13 protein-coding genes and 1 pseudogene are annotated in these 16,148 nt (G+C 68.9%); 3 read left to right on the forward strand and 11 right to left on the reverse strand.

Translation table 11 applies throughout. From position 1 onward, the window contains the following. Positions 1-29 precede the first annotated feature (29 nt). The 3 genes and pseudogenes from ACVCMG_RS03545 to hutI all read left to right on the forward strand — a co-directional run bounded on the left by ACVCMG_RS03545 (position 30) and on the right by hutI (position 4,419). Positions 30-1,589, forward strand: a pseudogene (locus ACVCMG_RS03545) (GNAT family N-acetyltransferase). Positions 1,590-1,682: 93 nt separating this feature from the next. Continuing rightward, positions 1,683-3,140, forward strand: a complete 1,458-nt coding sequence (locus tag ACVCMG_RS03550) for a chloride channel protein (RefSeq protein WP_395117982.1) — start codon at positions 1,683-1,685, stop codon at positions 3,138-3,140. 13 nt (positions 3,141-3,153) lie between these two features. Further along, positions 3,154-4,419, forward strand: a complete 1,266-nt coding sequence (gene hutI / locus ACVCMG_RS03555) for an imidazolonepropionase (protein ID WP_447114889.1) — start codon at positions 3,154-3,156, stop codon at positions 4,417-4,419. A gap of 27 nt (positions 4,420-4,446) precedes the next feature. Here hutI and lpxK read toward each other — a convergent pair whose 3' ends face one another. The 11 genes from lpxK to sdhA all read right to left on the reverse strand — a co-directional run bounded on the left by lpxK (position 4,447) and on the right by sdhA (position 16,146). Continuing rightward, a complete protein-coding gene (gene lpxK / locus ACVCMG_RS03560; protein WP_447114890.1) occupies positions 4,447-5,421 on the reverse strand; it encodes a tetraacyldisaccharide 4'-kinase in 975 nt (324 codons plus the stop codon). 10 nt (positions 5,422-5,431) lie between these two features. After that, entirely contained in the window at positions 5,432-7,216 is a 1,785-nt protein-coding gene (gene msbA, locus ACVCMG_RS03565) for a lipid A export permease/ATP-binding protein MsbA (RefSeq protein WP_395117976.1), read from the reverse strand. Then, the gene (locus tag ACVCMG_RS03570) at positions 7,213-7,644 is read right to left on the reverse strand and encodes an ExbD/TolR family protein (protein WP_395117974.1); all 432 of its coding nucleotides are present in this window, start codon (positions 7,642-7,644) and stop codon (positions 7,213-7,215) included. The genes msbA and ACVCMG_RS03570 overlap by 4 nt, the downstream gene beginning before the upstream one ends. 10 nt (positions 7,645-7,654) lie before the next feature. Further along, complete coding sequence (locus ACVCMG_RS03575) at positions 7,655-8,302, reverse strand: MotA/TolQ/ExbB proton channel family protein (protein WP_395121376.1); 648 nt, start codon at positions 8,300-8,302, stop codon at positions 7,655-7,657. A gap of 114 nt (positions 8,303-8,416) precedes the next feature. Further along, positions 8,417-10,717 carry a DNA internalization-related competence protein ComEC/Rec2 gene (locus ACVCMG_RS03580; RefSeq protein ID WP_447114891.1) on the reverse strand — a complete coding sequence of 767 codons (2,301 nt, stop codon included), beginning with the start codon at positions 10,715-10,717 and terminating at the stop codon, positions 8,417-8,419. A 109-nt stretch (positions 10,718-10,826) separates the two neighbouring features. Next, a complete protein-coding gene (gene lolD / locus ACVCMG_RS03585; RefSeq protein WP_395117970.1) occupies positions 10,827-11,525 on the reverse strand; it encodes a lipoprotein-releasing ABC transporter ATP-binding protein LolD in 699 nt (232 codons plus the stop codon). Positions 11,526-11,532: 7 nt separating this feature from the next. Continuing rightward, positions 11,533-12,774 carry a lipoprotein-releasing ABC transporter permease subunit gene (locus ACVCMG_RS03590; RefSeq protein WP_395117968.1) on the reverse strand — a complete coding sequence of 414 codons (1,242 nt, stop codon included), beginning with the start codon at positions 12,772-12,774 and terminating at the stop codon, positions 11,533-11,535. A 93-nt stretch (positions 12,775-12,867) separates the two neighbouring features. After that, positions 12,868-13,305, reverse strand: coding sequence for a protein YgfX (locus ACVCMG_RS03595; protein ID WP_395117966.1), 438 nt, complete (start codon positions 13,303-13,305; stop codon positions 12,868-12,870). Beyond that, positions 13,277-13,459, reverse strand: coding sequence for an FAD assembly factor SdhE (locus tag ACVCMG_RS03600; protein WP_395121375.1), 183 nt, complete (start codon positions 13,457-13,459; stop codon positions 13,277-13,279). Before ACVCMG_RS03600 ends, ACVCMG_RS03595 begins: the two co-directional genes overlap by 29 nt. A 63-nt stretch (positions 13,460-13,522) precedes the next feature. After that, positions 13,523-14,305, reverse strand: coding sequence for a succinate dehydrogenase iron-sulfur subunit (locus ACVCMG_RS03605; protein ID WP_395117964.1), 783 nt, complete (start codon positions 14,303-14,305; stop codon positions 13,523-13,525). Between the two features lie 53 nt (positions 14,306-14,358). Continuing rightward, positions 14,359-16,146: a succinate dehydrogenase flavoprotein subunit gene (sdhA, locus tag ACVCMG_RS03610; protein WP_395117962.1), complete on the reverse strand. Its 1,788-nt coding sequence runs from the start codon at positions 16,144-16,146 to the stop codon at positions 14,359-14,361. Between the last annotated feature and the right edge of the window lie 2 nt (positions 16,147-16,148).

The following is a 16,148-nucleotide window of genomic DNA, read 5'->3' on the forward strand; positions in this document are numbered from 1 at the left end:
CCTCGACACGCCCATGCATAATGGCCCGCATGGCAGGCAAATCCAGTGAAAACACCCCGCGGTTGTTGTTGCGCCAGGCGCGGCCGGTCGACGTGCCGCAATTGGTGGAACTCACCGGGCGGGTCTACGGCCCGGAATGGGGCCATTCGGCCGAGATGCTGCGCTCACAGCAGACGCACTTCCCGGAAGGCCAGTTCGTGGTCGAGTACGACGATCGCATCGTCGGCTACTGCGCCACCTTCCGCATCGACGAAGCCACCGCGTTGGCGCCGCACACCTGGATGGAGATCACCGGCGGCGGCATGGCCTCGCGCCACAAGCCGGACGGCAACTGGCTGTACGGCCTGGAAGTCGTGGTGCACCCCGACTACCGCGGCATGCGCATCGGCCAGCGGCTGTATCGCGCGCGCAAGCGGTTGTGCATGAATCTCAAGCTGCGCGGCATCGTGTTCGGCGGGCGCATTCCGGGGCTGGCGAAGAACATCGCGCGCTACGGCAGTGCCGAGTCCTACGTGCAGGCGGTGACCGAAGGCCGGCGGCGCGACCTCACGCTGAGCTTCCAGCTGTCCAACGATTTCGAGGTGATCGGCCTGCTGCGCGGCTACGTGCCCTCCGACCACGAGTCGCTGGGCTACGCCGTGCACCTGGTCTGGCGCAACCCGCAACTGCTCGACCAGCCCGACACGCCCTCGATCCCCTCGCCGCAGCGCCTGCCCGACGCGGTGCGGGTGGCGTCAGTGCAGTACCAGCAGCGGCGCATCGCCTCGTTCGAGGAGTTCGCCACCTAGGTCGAGTATTTCACCGACATCGCCGCCGACTACAACGCCGACTTCGTCACCTTCCCCGAACTGATCACGCTGCAGTTGCTGTCGATCGAGAACACCGAGCTGTCGCCGGTGGATTCGATCCGCAAGCTCAGCCACTACACGCCGCAGGTGAAGGAGCTGTTCAGCCGTCTGGCCGTCCATTACAACATCAACATCATCGCCGGCACGCATCCCACCGAGCAGGCCAACGGCGACATCCACAACGTCTGCTACGTGTGCCTGCGCGACGGCTCGCTGCACGAGCGCGAGAAGCTGCACCCCACGCCCAGCGAGCGCAACGTGTGGAACATCGCCGGCGGCGACAGCGCGGCCACCGTGCTCACCGACTGCGGCCCGATCGGGGTGATGATCTGCTACGACTCGGAGTTTCCCGAGGTGGCGCGCCACCTCGTCGACCAGGGTGCGCTGATCCTGTTCGTGCCGTTCTGCACCGACGTGCGCGAGGGCTACCTGCGCGTGCGCTACTGCGCGCAGGCGCGGGCGATCGAGAACCAGTGCTACGTGGTGCTGTCCGGCAACGTGGGCAACCTGCCCGGGGTCAACAACTTCGACATCCAGTACGGACAAAGCTGCATCCTCACGCCCAGCGACTTCGGCTTCGCCCGCGACGGCATCGCCGCCGACTCCACGCCGAACATCGAGACCGTGCTGTTCGCCGACCTGCACCTGGCAACCCTGGCCCGCGCGCGCAACGCCGGCGCGGTGACCAACCTCAAGGACCGCCGTTTCGATCTCTACGAAACCCGCTGGCGGCCACGCTGATGGCGACTCGCGGTGCGACAGCGTTGGCACCGGTATCGGACGGCCAGGGCTGGCGGCATCAATCCTGCCGCGGCCGTCTGCGATAATCGCGCCATGCCAGAACCGCCCAAGTCCGCTCCAGCATCCTCCAATCCCCGCCTGCAGGCGCTGCTCGGGCATGAGTTCTTTGCGCCGCACCACTGGAAACGCCGGTTGGTGTTGTGGGCGGGCGCCGTGCTGGTGGCGCTGGCCGCGATCCTGTTCGCCAAGGCCAGCGTCTGGTCCTACCAGTTGTTCCTGCGCATCCTGGATCACGGCATCTGGATACCGCTCATCCTCACTCCGCTGGTGTTCGGGCTGCTCGCTCAGGCAACGGAGGGGCGCCTGCGCGCGACCCGCGGCAGCGGCATTCCGCAGGTGATCGCCTCGCTGCACATCGAGGACGGCGGCTTTCGCACGCGCATGCTGTCGCTGCCGGTCGCCGCCGGCAAGATGGTGCTGACCCTGGCGTCGCTGGCGGTGGGCGCCTCGATCGGGCGCGAAGGCCCGACCGTGCATGTCGGCGCAGCGCTGTTCTACTCCATCGGCAGGCGTTTCGGCTTCAGCGATCCCAAGGCTGCATCGCGCTTCATCCTCGCCGGCGGCGCAGCCGGCATCGCGGCGGCGTTCAACACGCCGTTGGCCGGCGTGGTATTCGCAATCGAGGAGCTGGCCGGGACGTTCGAGCACCGCTTCAGCGGCCTGCTGCTGACCGCGGTGATCATCGGCGGCGTGGTGTCGCTGGGCGTCATGGGCAACTACTCATACTTCGGCGAAGTGGACGCGAGCCTGCCGCTGGGCAGCGCCTGGTTGGCCGTGCTGTTGACCGGGGTCGGTTGCGGCCTGCTCGGCGGCCTGTTTGCGCGCCTGATCCTTCTCAGTCGACGCGGCCCGCTGGCGCAGGTCGGTCGCCTTCGTGCGCGCTGGCCGGTGTTGTTCGCCGCCGGCTGCGGCCTGGCACTGGCGGTGCTCGGCGTGTGTACGCACAACAGCATCTACGGCACCGGCTACGACCAGGCCCGCGCGATCGTGCAGGGCACGGCCGCCATGCCGGGCCAGGACTTCGGCATCGCCAAGCTGCTGGCCAATGTGGTCTCGTACTGGGCCGGCATCCCCGGTGGCATCTTTTCGCCGGCGCTGGCGGTAGGCGCCGGCCTGGGCCAGAACATCGCGCATCTGCTGCCGGGCGCGCCCGCCGGTGCGGTGGTGCTGCTGGGCATGAGCGCCTACCTCGCCGGTGTCACCGGTTCGCCGCTGACCTCGGCGGTGATCGCGATGGAGCTGACCGACAACCAGGACATGGTGATTCCGATCATGGCAGCCTGTCTGCTTGCTCGCGCGGCCGCATCGCTGTTCTGCCCGACCCCGGTATATCGGGACTTCGCCGAACGCATGGTGCGCGACGCCGAGCGACAGCAGCAGGCCGAGCGGGCCCACCACCAGCCCGCCAGACCGTTGCCCGCAGCCGCCGAGACCACGGCTTACCCCGACTCCGCCGAGTCCGGCCAACCGCAGCATCCCGGCAAACCATGACGGAGCGATACCGATGACCCAACCACGCTGGGACCGCCTGCTGTTGAACGCCACCCTGGCGACGTTCGCCGGCGAAACGCCGTATGGCCTGGTCGAGCACGCGGCCATCGCCATGCAGCACGGGCGCATTGCCTGGCTGGGGCGGATGAACGAACTGCCGGACGCGCCGGTGGCGCTGGCCGACGAAGTGGAATCGCTGGACGGCGCCCTGGTCACCCCCGGGCTGATCGATTGCCACACCCATCTGGTGTTCGGCGGCGAGCGCGCCGACGAGTTCGACCTGCGCCTGAATGGCGCCAGCTACGAGGAGATCGCCCGCGCCGGCGGCGGCATCGCCTCCACCGTCAAGGCCACCCGTGCGGCCAGCGAAGAGTTTCTCTACGCGCAGGCGCTGCCGCGCGCCCGCGCGCTGCTGACCGACGGCGTGACCACGCTGGAGATCAAATCCGGCTACGGCCTGGAACTGGACAGCGAACGCCGCATGCTGCGCGTGGCGCGCCGGCTCGGCCGCGAGCTGGGCATCAGCGTACGCACCAGTTTCCTTGGCCTGCACGCGCTGCCGGCGGAGTTCAAGGATCGCCGGGCCGACTACCTGGCGCTGGTCTGCGACGAGATGCTGCCGGCGCTGGCGCGCGAAGGCCTGGTCGATGCGGTCGACGGCTTCTGCGAGAGCATCGGCTTCAGCGTCGCGGAAGTTCGTCGTCTGTTCGAGCGGGCACGCGAACTCGACTTGCCGGTGAAGCTGCACGCCGAGCAGTTGTCCGACCAGCACGGCGCCGCCCTGGTGGCCGAGTTCGGCGGGCTGTCGGCCGATCACCTGGAGCATCTGGGCGAGGCAGGCGTGCGCGCCATGGCCGCCGCGGGCACCGTCGCGGTGCTGCTGCCGGGGGCGTTCTATGCGTTGCGCGAAACCCGCTTGCCGCCGATCGACCTGCTGCGCGAACAACGCGTGCCGCTGGCGGTGGCCACCGATTGCAACCCCGGCACCTCGCCGCTGCTGTCGCTGCGCATGGCGGCGGGCATGGCCTGCACGCTGTTCCGGCTGACCCCGGAAGAAGCGCTGCGCGGCGTGACCGTCAACGCCGCGCGCGCGCTGGGTCTGTCCGATCGCGGCACGCTGGCGGCTGGCCAGCGCGCCGACGTGGTGATCTGGAATGCGCGCCAGCCGGCGGAACTGTGCTACTGGATCGGCGGCAACCTGGCGCGGCGGGTCTACGTGGCCGGCGAGGCAGTATCGCGGCGCAAGCCTGCGCAGCGCGCGGCGGGCACCCAGCCGTAGGGAGTCGCCGCGCCAGGACTCTTCGGATCACCACCGCGCGAGGCGTTCGCGCAAGGCGGCATGGAAGGCCGGCGGCAATTCCGCCCGCACCGGCACGCGCCACCAGTGCGGCCGTGCGAACGACCGGCACTTGACCGCATCCTTGTCGGTCATCAACAGCGGCAGGCCGTCCGCGAAATCCAGCTCGTCCGCGCTGAACGCATGGTGGTCGGCAAAGGCGTGCCCGATCACCTCGATGCCGGCGGCGCGCAGGCTTTCGAAGAATCGCTGCGGGTTGCCGATGGCCGCCACCGCATGTGCCGGCCCGGTGGCGAAGCTGGCCAGCGGGCGACGCTCGCCGCCTTCCAGCGCCACCGCCTCGTCGCCGCACAACCTCATCGGATATTCGCCGGCCTCGGCGGTGCCGCCGTTGCATACGCGCAGGTCCACGCTGCGCAGCCGGCCCAGCGGCTCGCGCAGCGGGCCGAGCGGCAGCAGCTTGCCGTTGCCGAAGCGACGGACGCCGTCGATCACGCAGATCTCCACGTCGCGCGCCAGCGCGTAATGCTGCAGGCCGTCATCGGCCACCACCACGTCGCAGCCGGCGTCGAGCAGCAGCCTTGCCGCCGCGGGACGATCGCGCCCGACCGCGACCGGCACGCCGCTGGCGCGGATCAGACAGGGTTCGTCGCCGACCTGTCGCGGGTCCGGCGAGCCGCCGAGCAGCAGCGGCTCGCGTTGCGTGCCGCCGTGGCCGCGACTCACGACGCCGGGCCGGAACCCGTGCTCGCGCAGGCTGGCGGCCACCGCGATCGTCAGCGGCGTCTTGCCGGTGCCGCCGGCGGTGAGGTTGCCGATGACCACCACCGGCACCGGCAGGCGCTCGCGGCGCAGCCAGCCGATGCGGTACAACGCGCGACGAAGCCGGATCACGCCGCCGTAGAGTGCAGCCAGCGGCCACGTCCACCACGGCGCGCGACCGCCGCCGTACCAGGCCGATGCGAGCGTGTCGGGCAGCGCCATGACGGGCGTCTCAGCCGCCGGCCGTTACGGCCGCGGCGTCGTGGAACTGCATGCGGTGCAGCGCGGCATACTGCCCGTTCAGCGCGAGCAGTTCGGCGTGGGTGCCGCGCTCGACGATGCGGCCCTGATCCATCACCGCGATCTGGTCGGCGCCTTCCACGGTGGACAGGCGATGGGCGATCACCAGCGTGGTGCGATCCTTCATCAGCCGTGTCAGCGCCTGCTGGATCAGCCGTTCGGACTCGGTATCCAGTGCGCTGGTGGCCTCGTCCAGCACCAGGATCGGCGCGTTCTTGAGGATCGCCCGGGCGATCGCGATGCGCTGGCGCTGGCCGCCGGAGAGCAGGTTGCCGCTCTGCCCGATCGGCGTGTGGATGCCGAGCGGCATGCGCGAGATGAACTCCATCGCATTGGCCGCCTCGGCCGCGGCGACGATCTCCGCCTCGCTGGCGCCGGCCAGTTCGCCGTAGGCGATGTTGTTGGCCACGGTGTCGTTGAACAGCACCACGCTCTGGCCGACCCAGGCAATCTGCCTGCGCAGCGAAGCCAGCGTGTAGCTGCGGCAATCCTCGCCATCGAGCACGATGCGCCCGGCGCCGGGCACGTTGAAGCGCGGCAGCAGGCTGACCAGGCTGCTCTTGCCGCTGCCCGAGCGTCCGACCAGGGCGGTGACCGTGCCGGGCGCGCAATCGAGATTGACTTCCTGCAGGGCGGGAACATGGCTGCGCGGATACGTCAGGCCGACGTCGACGAAATGCAGCTCGCCGCGGCTGCGCTCGAGCTCCAGCGTGCCGGCATCGCGCTCCGGCGGCAGGTCGATCACGTCGAAGATGTCCTCGGCCGCCGACAGTCCGCGCTGGATGTTCGCCTGCACGTTGGTGAGGCGCTTCAGTGACGGCAGCATGGTGCCCATCGCGGTGAGCACGGCGAAGAACACGCCGGGCGTCATGTTGACCAATACCTGCGGCCGCGTGCCGAGAAACACCAGTGCCGCCAGCGCACTGGCCGCCACCAGTTGCACGGTGGAGCTCGACGCCGCGTTGGTGGCGGCGATCTTCAGGTTGAGCCGCCGCGTATGCCGGGTGATCTGGTCGAAACGCTCGGCCTCATGCGCCTGGCCGCCGTACACGCGCACCTCGCGATGCGCGCCCACGGATTCCTCCACCGTGCCCGTGACCGAACCCATGCTGCCCTGGATGCGCCGGCTGATCTGCCGGTAGCGGCGCGCCACCACCGTGGCCACCAGCGCGATCGCCGGCACCATCACCAGCAGCGAAAGCGTCAGGTAGGGGCTGTAATAGAGCATCACGAACAGCATCGCGATCACGGTGAAGCCGTCGGTGATGGCGATCTTCGCCGCACTGCTGGACGCCGCGGCGACCTGTTCGCTGGTGTAGGTGATGCGTGAGATCTGCTGGCCCGACGGCTCGCTGCCGAAATACGGCGCCGGCAGCTTCAGGTACGCGGCGAACACCTCCAGCTGCAGCGCCTGCACCACGTGCCGGCCGATGTAGGAGATGCCGTAATCGCTGACGAAGGTGCCCAGCGAGCGCACCAGAAAGATCGCGATGATCCAGATCGGCATCCAGAAGATCAGGTACGGGTCTTTCTGCGCGAACAGGTTGTCGATCATCGGCTTGATCAGCCCGGTGAACAGCGCCAACCCGCCGCCGTCGGCCAGCATGCCGACGAAGGCCACCAGGCCGATCGCCCAGTAGCGTCGCGTGTAGCCGAGCAGGCGTTTGTAGGTCGGCCAGCTGCCCGCGTCTGCCGCGGTCGCCTGGTCCGCGTTCATTGCGCGGCGCCCGGTTTGCTCGGCGTCGTGGCGATCGACAGGCGGGTGAAGCCGAGCTGGCCCAGTGCATCCATCGCGGTCACCACGTTCTGGTTCGGCGTCATGGCATCGGCACGAATCGTCACCGCCTGGTCGCGGCTGTCGCCGGCATGGCGCGCGAGGCTCTGCTTGAGCGCCTCGATGCCCTCGCCCATCACCTCGTCGCTGCCGACGAAGAAGCGGCCGTCGCGGTCGATCATGATGGTCAGCGCCGGCGCGTTCATGTCGCGCTCCTGCACGCTCGCCTGCGGCAGCGTCACCTTCAGCCGCGAATGCTGCACGAAGGTGCTGGTGAGCACGAAGAACATCAGCAGGGTCAGCAGCACGTCGATCAACGGGATCACGTTGATCTCGAAATCGTCTCCGCGGCGGTCGTTGCCGATGCGCATCGACGGTGCCTCAGCTCGCGCTCGGCGCGGCGGGTGCCGGCGCGCGACGCGCACGCGCGACGGGTGCCGGCGCGGTCAGGGTGAGATCGTCCAGCAAGGCTGTGGCCTGCTTTTCCATCAGCACGCAGTAACCGGCCACGCGCGAGCGGAAGTAGCGGTGCAGCACGTAGGCGGGGATCGCCACGGTCAGGCCGGACGCGGTGCAGATCAGCGCCTCGCCGATGCCGCCGGCCATCCGCGCGGGATCGCCGATGCCGCCGCCCATCACCTCCATGAACATGCGGATCAGGCCGATCACGGTGCCGAACAGGCCCAGCAGCGGGCCGATCAGGGCGATCGTGCCCAGCGTGTTGAGATAGCGCTCCATCCGGTGCACCACGTGGCGACCGGTGTCCTCGATGCGCTCCTTGATGATCTCGCGCGGCTGCCGCCGCACCGCGAGCGCGGCTGCCAGCAGCTCGCCCAGCGGCGAGCCGTTGGCAAGGGCTTCCAGATGACCGGGATCGAGCTGGCCCGAGCGCGCCCACTGGCGTACCTCGTCGCCCAGCCCGGGCGGCAGCACCGAGCTGCGGCGCAGCGTCCAGCAACGCTCCAGCACGATCGCCAGGGCGACCGCCGAACAGATCAGGATGGGCACCATCGCCCAGCCGCCCGCCATCAGGATATCAAGCACCTTCAGTCCTCGCCGCACCACGCTCCGGGGAAGCGCGCATGATAGCAGCGTCGTTCGCGCGTACTGCGGCAGGCGTGGCAATCCCGGCGTCGCACCATGCTACTCGCGCCAGTAGCGGGGCTGCTGCCGGCGCCAGCCCGGCTGCCGTCGCGGCGTCCCGTCGGCGGGAAACTCCACCTCCACGGCCCCCTCCACGGCGGTGTTGAACAACGGCACGCCCGCCTCGGCATAGCGCGCCAGGACCTCCGCACGCGGGTGCCCGAAGCGATTGCGCCAACCGGCGGAAACCAGCGCCAGCGACGGCCTCAACGCCGCGATGAAGGCCGCACCGGAGGAAGTCTTGCTGCCATGATGCGGCACCACCAGCACCGGCGGCGGGCCCGCCCCCACCGCCGCAGCCACCGCCGGTTCCGCCTTCGAACTGATGTCGCCTGGCAGCAGCACCCGCCCGCCGCGTCCCTCCACCAGCAGCACGCAGGAGCTGTCGTTGTCGCGGTCCCCGCCGCCGGGCGCCGGGCTCAGCACGCGGAAGCGCACGCCATCCCACTGCCACGCCTGTCCGGCCGCGCATTGCTGCATGGGCACGCGCATGCGGGCGGGTTCACCGGCCAGCCGGCGTGCCTGCGGAAACGCCTCGGCAACCGTCTGCGCGCCACCGGCGTGATCATTGTCGCCATGGCTGATCATCAACATATCCACGCGCGACAGGCCCAGCGCATGGATGGACGGCAGCACCACGGCCTCGCCGAGGTCGAAACCGGAGGGATAGCGCGCACCGGTGTCATAGACCAGCAGGTGATCGTGCGTGCGCACCAGCACCGCCAGCCCCTGCCCCACGTCGAGCACCCACAACCGGAACGCTCCGTCGGCCGGCGTACTGCGCGGCGGCAACAGCAGCGGCAGGAACAGCGCCGCCCCGAGCCAGCGCAGCGGCACCCCGCGCGGCATGAACATCCACAGCGCACCGACCACCGCCAGCAGCAGCGCGTGGAGCTGCACCGCCGGCAGATACCAGTGCGCCCCCGGCCAGGTGGCCATGCGCTCGAACAGCCACCATTGCGCGTGGACGATCCGCGCGGCCAGCCACAGCACCGGCGCGGCCAGCGGCGGGCACAGCAGCAACAGCAGCATCCCGAACAGCGCGCACGGCACGATCACGAAACTCACCACCGGCACCGCGACCAGGTTGGACAGCGCACCGACCAGCGACGCCTGGCCGAAGAACCACAGGGTCAGCGGCAGCAGCGCCACGGTCATCAGCAACTGGCCGGCGGAGAGTTCGTGCAGGAAGGCACGCCAACCGCGACCTTGCGCCTGCAGGCAGAGAATCAGGAACGCCACGCCGACGAAGGACAACCAGAATCCCGGCGCCAGCACCGCCAACGGATCGGCCAGCAGGATCGCGATCATCGCCAGCGCCAGCGATTGCGCCCCGCTGCTGCCGCGCCGGCTGCAACGCGCCAGCGCCACCACCGCGATCATCAACAGCGTGCGCACGGTAGGTAGGCCGAAGCCGGCCAGCGCGCTGTAGACCACGGCGAACAGCAGCGCCGCGGCGGCCTGCGCCTGCGGCCGCGGCAGACGCAGCGCCGCTGGCGGCCACAACGCGTAGACCAGCCAGGCCAGCCACACGCCGAACACCGCCGCCACGCCGACGTGGAAACCGGAGATCGCGATCAGGTGCGAGACGCCGTTCGCCCGTGCCACCGCCCAGTCCTGCTGGTCGAGGCCACGCGTGTCGCCGACCGCGAAGGCGCGCAACAGCGCGGCATCGTGCGGGTCATGCACGCGCGCGGCGATGCCGCGGGCGATCGCCGCGCGCGTGCCGTCCACGCACCAGCGCGGACCCGGGAGGCGGCGATTGCCTTCATCCTCGCGCACGTAGCCGGTGGCGACGATGCCGCGCTCCAGCGCCGAGCGCTCGCTGTCGGTGCTGCCGGGGTCGAGCAGCGCGCGCGGGCGCTTCAGGCGCAGCAGCAGGCGCCAACGCGTGCACGGCGCGAGCGGCGGCGCGCCCTCGTACCACGACACGGTGAGCAGGCCGTGCAAGGCCAGCGGCCGGCCGTCCAGTTGGGCGCTTTCGACCCGCAGGGTGAAGCGGCTGGCATCGGTACGCGCCAGCGGCAATCCGTCGAGACTGCCGACGACGAGCACGTCGCGGCCTTCCAGCGCGCGCGGCAGCCGGGCCTGCATCGCCTGCGTGCCGCACCACAGCGCCCAGGCGACACCCAGAGGCAGGGCGCACAGCCAGCGCCAGCGCGGATAACGCCACGCCCAGGCCAACGCCAGCACGATGAGCGGCAGGCAGATCCACACCGACGGCAGGCGCGGCCACGCCTGCACCAGCAACACGCCTGCCAGCAAGGCCAGCGCCGCCGTGATCGCCCCGTGTCGCGCCATGCCGCGTCGCCCGTTCCGTCCTGGAGACCGTCGAGCCTAGCGTGCAAGCGGCGACGCTGATGCTGAAAGTGCTGTAGGCGTGCGCCGGGGTGCGCTCCTGCCGTTGACGTCAGGCGCCCGGACCTTCCCGCAGCACGCCGTTGTGCAACACCAGGGTGCGATCCATCTTCGCGGCCAGGTGCGGATCATGCGTGACCAGGATGAAGCTGGTGCCGATTTCGCGGTTGAGTTCCAGCATCAGCTCGTAGACCTGGGCCGCGTTCGCCTCGTCGAGGTTGCCGGTGGGCTCGTCGCCGAGCACGCAGGCCGGCCGCGTCACCAGCGCACGCGCCACCGCACAGCGCTGGCGCTCGCCACCGGAGAGTTCCGATGGCTTGTGGTGGGTGCGCGCGCCCAGGCCGACCCGCTCCAGCAAGCCGACCGCCTGCCGCTGCGCCTCGGCGATCGCGGTGCCGCGGATCAGCAACGGCATGCACACGTTCTCCAGCGCGGTGAACTCGGGCAGCAGGTGGTGGAACTGGTAGATGAAGCCGAGCGACCGGTTGCGCACGCGGCCGCGCTCGGCGTCGGAGAGCTTCGACAGTACGCGGCCATCCACCTCCACTTCGCCGGCGGTCAGCGTGTCCAATCCGCCGATGATGTGCAGCAGGGTGCTCTTGCCGGAGCCGGAGGCGCCGACGATCGCCATCGTCTCGCCGCGTTTCAGGGTGAAACTGACGTCGCTCAGCACGTCGGTGCGCAGGCCGCCTTCGGCGTAGGTCTTGGCCACATGGCTGGCGCGCAGCACGTTTTCGCGGGTGGGAGACATGGATTTCTCACTCATAACGCAAGGCCTGCGCCGGCTGCGTGCGCGAGGCGCGCCAGGCGGGATAGAGGGTGGCGAGCAGCGCGAACACGAAGGTCAGCAGCGCGGTCCAGCCCACGTCCTGCCAGTCCAGCCGGCTCGGCACCTCGCTGATGTAATAGACGTCCGGCGACAGGAAGGTGACGTGGAAGGTGTGCTCGATCCACTTGACGATGCCCGGCAGTTTCCACGACAGCAGCGCGCCGAAACCCACGCCGAAGCCGATGCCGACGAAGCCCACCAGCAACCCCTGCACCATGAAGGTGCCCATGATGCTGCGGGGCGTGGCGCCGAGCGTGCGCAGGATCGCGATGTCCGCCTGCTTGTCGGTGACCAGCATCATCAGCATCGAGATCAGGTTGATCACCGCCACCAGCACGATCAGCGACAGGATGATGAACATCACCAGCTTTTCCATCGACAGCGCATGGAACAGGTTGGCGTTCTCGTCCATCCAGGTGCGCACGCCGTAGTACTGCCCCAACTGACTGGCCAGTTCGCGCGCCACCGGGCGCGCGCTGAACAGATCGTCCAGGCGCAGCCGGATGCCGGTCGGACCAGTGAGATCATTGAGTTTCTCGGCATCGCGCATGTTGACCAGGGCCAGGCCGGAATCGAACTGCTCCATGCCGAGCTGGAACGTGCCGGTGACGTGGAAGCTGCGCATGCGCGGGATGCCGCCCATCGGCGTGGCGCGCAACTCCTGCACCGCCATGGTCACGCGGTCGCCCACCCCCACCCCGAGCTGCATCGCCAGATCGCGGCCCAGCACGATGTTCCAGTCGCCGGAACGCAGGTCGTCGAGCGAGCCTTCGATCATGTGCTGGCCGATGTCGACAACCTTCGGCTCCTGCGCCGGGTCGATGCCGCGCACCCGCACGCCGGCCGAGCGCTGGCCGATCAGCATGGCCTCGGATTCGACGAACGGCGCCGCGCCCAGCACGTGCGGATTGGCCTGGGCGACCTGCAGCGCGCGCGGCACGTCCTTGATCGGGCCGTCGACGCTGGTGATCGTCGCCTGCGACACCGCGCCCAGGATGCGCGAGCGCATCTGGTAGTCGAAGCCGTTCATCACCGACATCACCGTGATCAACGCGATCACGCTGATCGCAATGCACACGATCGACACGGTGGAGATGAAGGAGATGAACTGGTTGCGACGTTTGGCGCGCGTGTAGCGCAGGCCGATGAAGAGTTCGAGCGGTCGGAACATGGGCGATTCGCTTGTGGTGATGGCACGGGGCGGGCCGCCCGGACCGGCATTATCGGTCATTCGACAAGACCGCGCCGATTCGACGAAGTTGCCTCACCAGCGCGGCAGCGCCTCACCCGGCTGCATCGTCGCCAGGCGCATGCGCAGGCGACGGCGGATGTCGGCGTCGCTGTTGTCCGGCGCCAGCAGCAGCACGCAGATGCCGTGCTGCGCCGATTGCATGCGCAGCCACACGAGATCGCCCAGCACGCGGAACGAAGCCAGGCTGGCGGGATGATCCTCGCCGTCCACGGTATGCAGGGTCCAGCCCGACTCTGCGCTCCAGCCGGCGGCAGCCACGACAGTCATCGCCAATCGGCGACACGCCTGCCAGGCCGCCAGTGCCAGCGCAACCACCGTCACCGCGCGCAGCCAGGGCGGCAAGGCGCTGACCAGCACGGCGATCGCGGCGAGCGTCGCCACCAGCAGCAGGCTGCGCGGCAGCAGCCGCGACGGGGAATAATCAAAGCCGATGGCGGGCGCGGATGTCATCGATGATGATCTGCCAGTCGGCTCTGTCGGGACGGGCGTGGCCCATCATCCAGTCCCACAGCTCCGGGTCCTGCGTGTCGAGCAATTCGTCGAACGCCTGCCGCTGTGCCTCGTCGGCCTGCTCGAAACGCTCGTCGAGCCAGCCGCCCAGCATGGCATCCAGTTCGCGCGTGCCGCGGCGGGCACGCCAGCGCAGGCGGCCCTTATCCACGACGCATCATGCGCTGCGCCGCTCCACCATCAGCTTCTTGATCTCGGCGATCGCCTTGGCCGGGTTCAGCCCCTTGGGGCAGGTGCGGGTGCAGTTCATGATGGTGTGGCAGCGGTACAGCTTGAACGGGTCTTCCAGGTCGTCCAGGCGCTCGCCGGTGGTTTCATCGCGCGAGTCGACGATCCAGCGGTAGGCCTGCAGCAGGATTGCCGGACCGAGGTACTTGTCGCCATTCCACCAGTAGCTGGGGCAGCTGGTGGAGCAACAGGCGCACAGGATGCACTCGTACAGGCCATCGAGCTTCTTGCGATCTTCCGGCGACTGCAGGCGCTCCTTGCCCGGCGCCGGGCTCTGCGTGCGAATCCACGGCTTGATCGAGGCGTACTGCGCGTAGAAATGGGTGAGGTCCGGGATGATGTCCTTGACCACGGGCATGTGCGGCAACGGGTAGATCTTCACGTCGCCGCTGGCGACGCTGTCGATCGCGCAGATGCACGCCAGCGTGTTGGTGCCGTCGATGTTCATCGCGCACGAGCCGCAGATGCCCTCGCGACAGGAACGGCGCAACGATAGCGTCGGGTCGATCTCGTTCTTGATCTTCAGCAGGGCGTCGAGAACCATCGGACCGCATGCGGCCAGGTCGATCTCGTAGGTATCGATGCGCGGATTCTTGTCGTCGTCCGGTGACCAGCGATAGATGCGGAAGGTGCGCGGCTTCTTCGCATCCTTGGCCGGGTAATGCTTGCCGGGCTGGATCTTGGAGTTCCGTGGCAGCGTGAATTCACCCATGGCATTGCCCTTCCATATTCTCGAAAACGGGACGTGACATCGAACGCAACGACTCAGTAGACGCGCTTGGCCAACGGGACCGAAGCCACCTCGTCGGTCAAGGTGTCCAGGTGCACCGGACGATAGTCGAAGCGGGTGGCGCCTTCGCGGTCGACCCACACCAGCGTGTGCTTGAGCCAGTGCTCGTCATCGCGCTCCGGGAAATCCTCGCGGGCGTGCGCGCCACGGCTCTCCGGCCGCTGCGCGGCCGAGTGCATGGTCGCCACCGCCTGCTCGAGCAGATTGGCGAGTTCCAGCGTCTCGATCAGATCGGTGTTCCACACCAGCGAACGATCGCTGACCTTGACGTCCTCGAACGTCTTGAACACCTCGGAGATCTTCTGGCTGCCTTCGTCCAGCGTCTCGCCCGTGCGGAACACCGCACCGTAGCGCTGCATCGTGCGCTGCATGTTCAGCCTGATCGCCGCCGTGGGCGTGCTGCCGTTGGCGTTGCGCAGGCGGTCGAAGCGCTCCAGCGCCTTGTCCAGCGCGGTGGCGGGCAGATCCTTGTGCGGCGTGCCGGGCTGGATGATCTCGGCGCAACGATGCGCCACGGCACGACCGAACACGACCAGGTCGAGCAGCGAGTTGGAGCCCAGCCGGTTGCCGCCGTGCACCGACACGCACGCCGCTTCGCCGATCGCGAACAGCCCGGGCACCACGGCATCCACGTCGTCGCCGCGCTTCTGCACGACTTCGCCGTGGTAGTTGGTGGGGATGCCGCCCATGTTGTAGTGGACGGTCGGCAACACCGGGATCGGCTGCTTGCTGACATCGACTCCGGCGAAGATGCGCGCCGACTCGGCGATGCCGGGCAGCCGCTCGTGGATCACCTCGGGGCCGAGATGCATCAGGTTGAGGAAGATGTGGTCCTTGTGCTCGCCGACGCCGCGGCCCTCGTTGATCTCGACCGTCATCGCGCGACTGACCACGTCGCGCGAGGCGAGATCCTTCGCATGCGGCGCGTAGCGCTCCATGAAGCGCTCGCCCTCGGAGTTGGTGAGGTAGCCGCCCTCGCCGCGCACGCCCTCGGTGATCAGGCAGCCGGCACCGTAGATGCCGGTGGGATGGAATTGCACGAACTCCATGTCCTGCAGCGCCAGGCCCGCGCGCAGCACCATGCCGCCGCCGTCTCCGGTGCAGGTGTGGGCCGAGGTGGCGCTCAGGTAGGCCCGACCGTAACCGCCGGTGGCCAGCACCACCGCGTGGCCACGGAAGAAATGCATGGTGCCTTCGTTCATGTCCAGCGCCAGCACGCCGCGGCACACGCCCTCGGCGTCGAACACCAGGTCGATCGCGAAGTACTCCACGAAGAAGGTCGCATCGTGCGCAAGCGCCTGCTGGTACAGGGTGTGCAGGATCGCGTGACCGGTGCGATCGGCGGCCGCGCAGGTGCGCTGCGCCGTGCCCTTGCCGTAGTGCGTGGTCATGCCGCCGAACGGACGCTGGTAGATCCGGCCGTCCTCGGTGCGCGAGAACGGCACGCCGTAATGCTCGAGCTCGATCACCGCTTCGGGCGCGTGCTTGCACATGTACTCGATCGCGTCCTGGTCGCCGAGCCAGTCGCCGCCCTTCACGGTGTCGTAGAAGTGGAAGCGCCAGTTGTCCTCGCTCATGTTGCCGAGCGCGGCGGCGATGCCGCCTTGCGCCGCCACGGTGTGCGAACGCGTCGGGAAGACCTTGGTGATGCACGCCGCCTTGAGACCCTTCTCGGCGAGACCGAAGGTGGCGCGCAAGCCGGCGCCGCCGGCGCCGACCACGATCACGTCATAAAGATGCTGCTGAACCTTGTAGCTTTCCATGG

The sequence above is a fragment of the Rhodanobacter sp. UC4451_H18 genome (assembly GCF_052978225.1).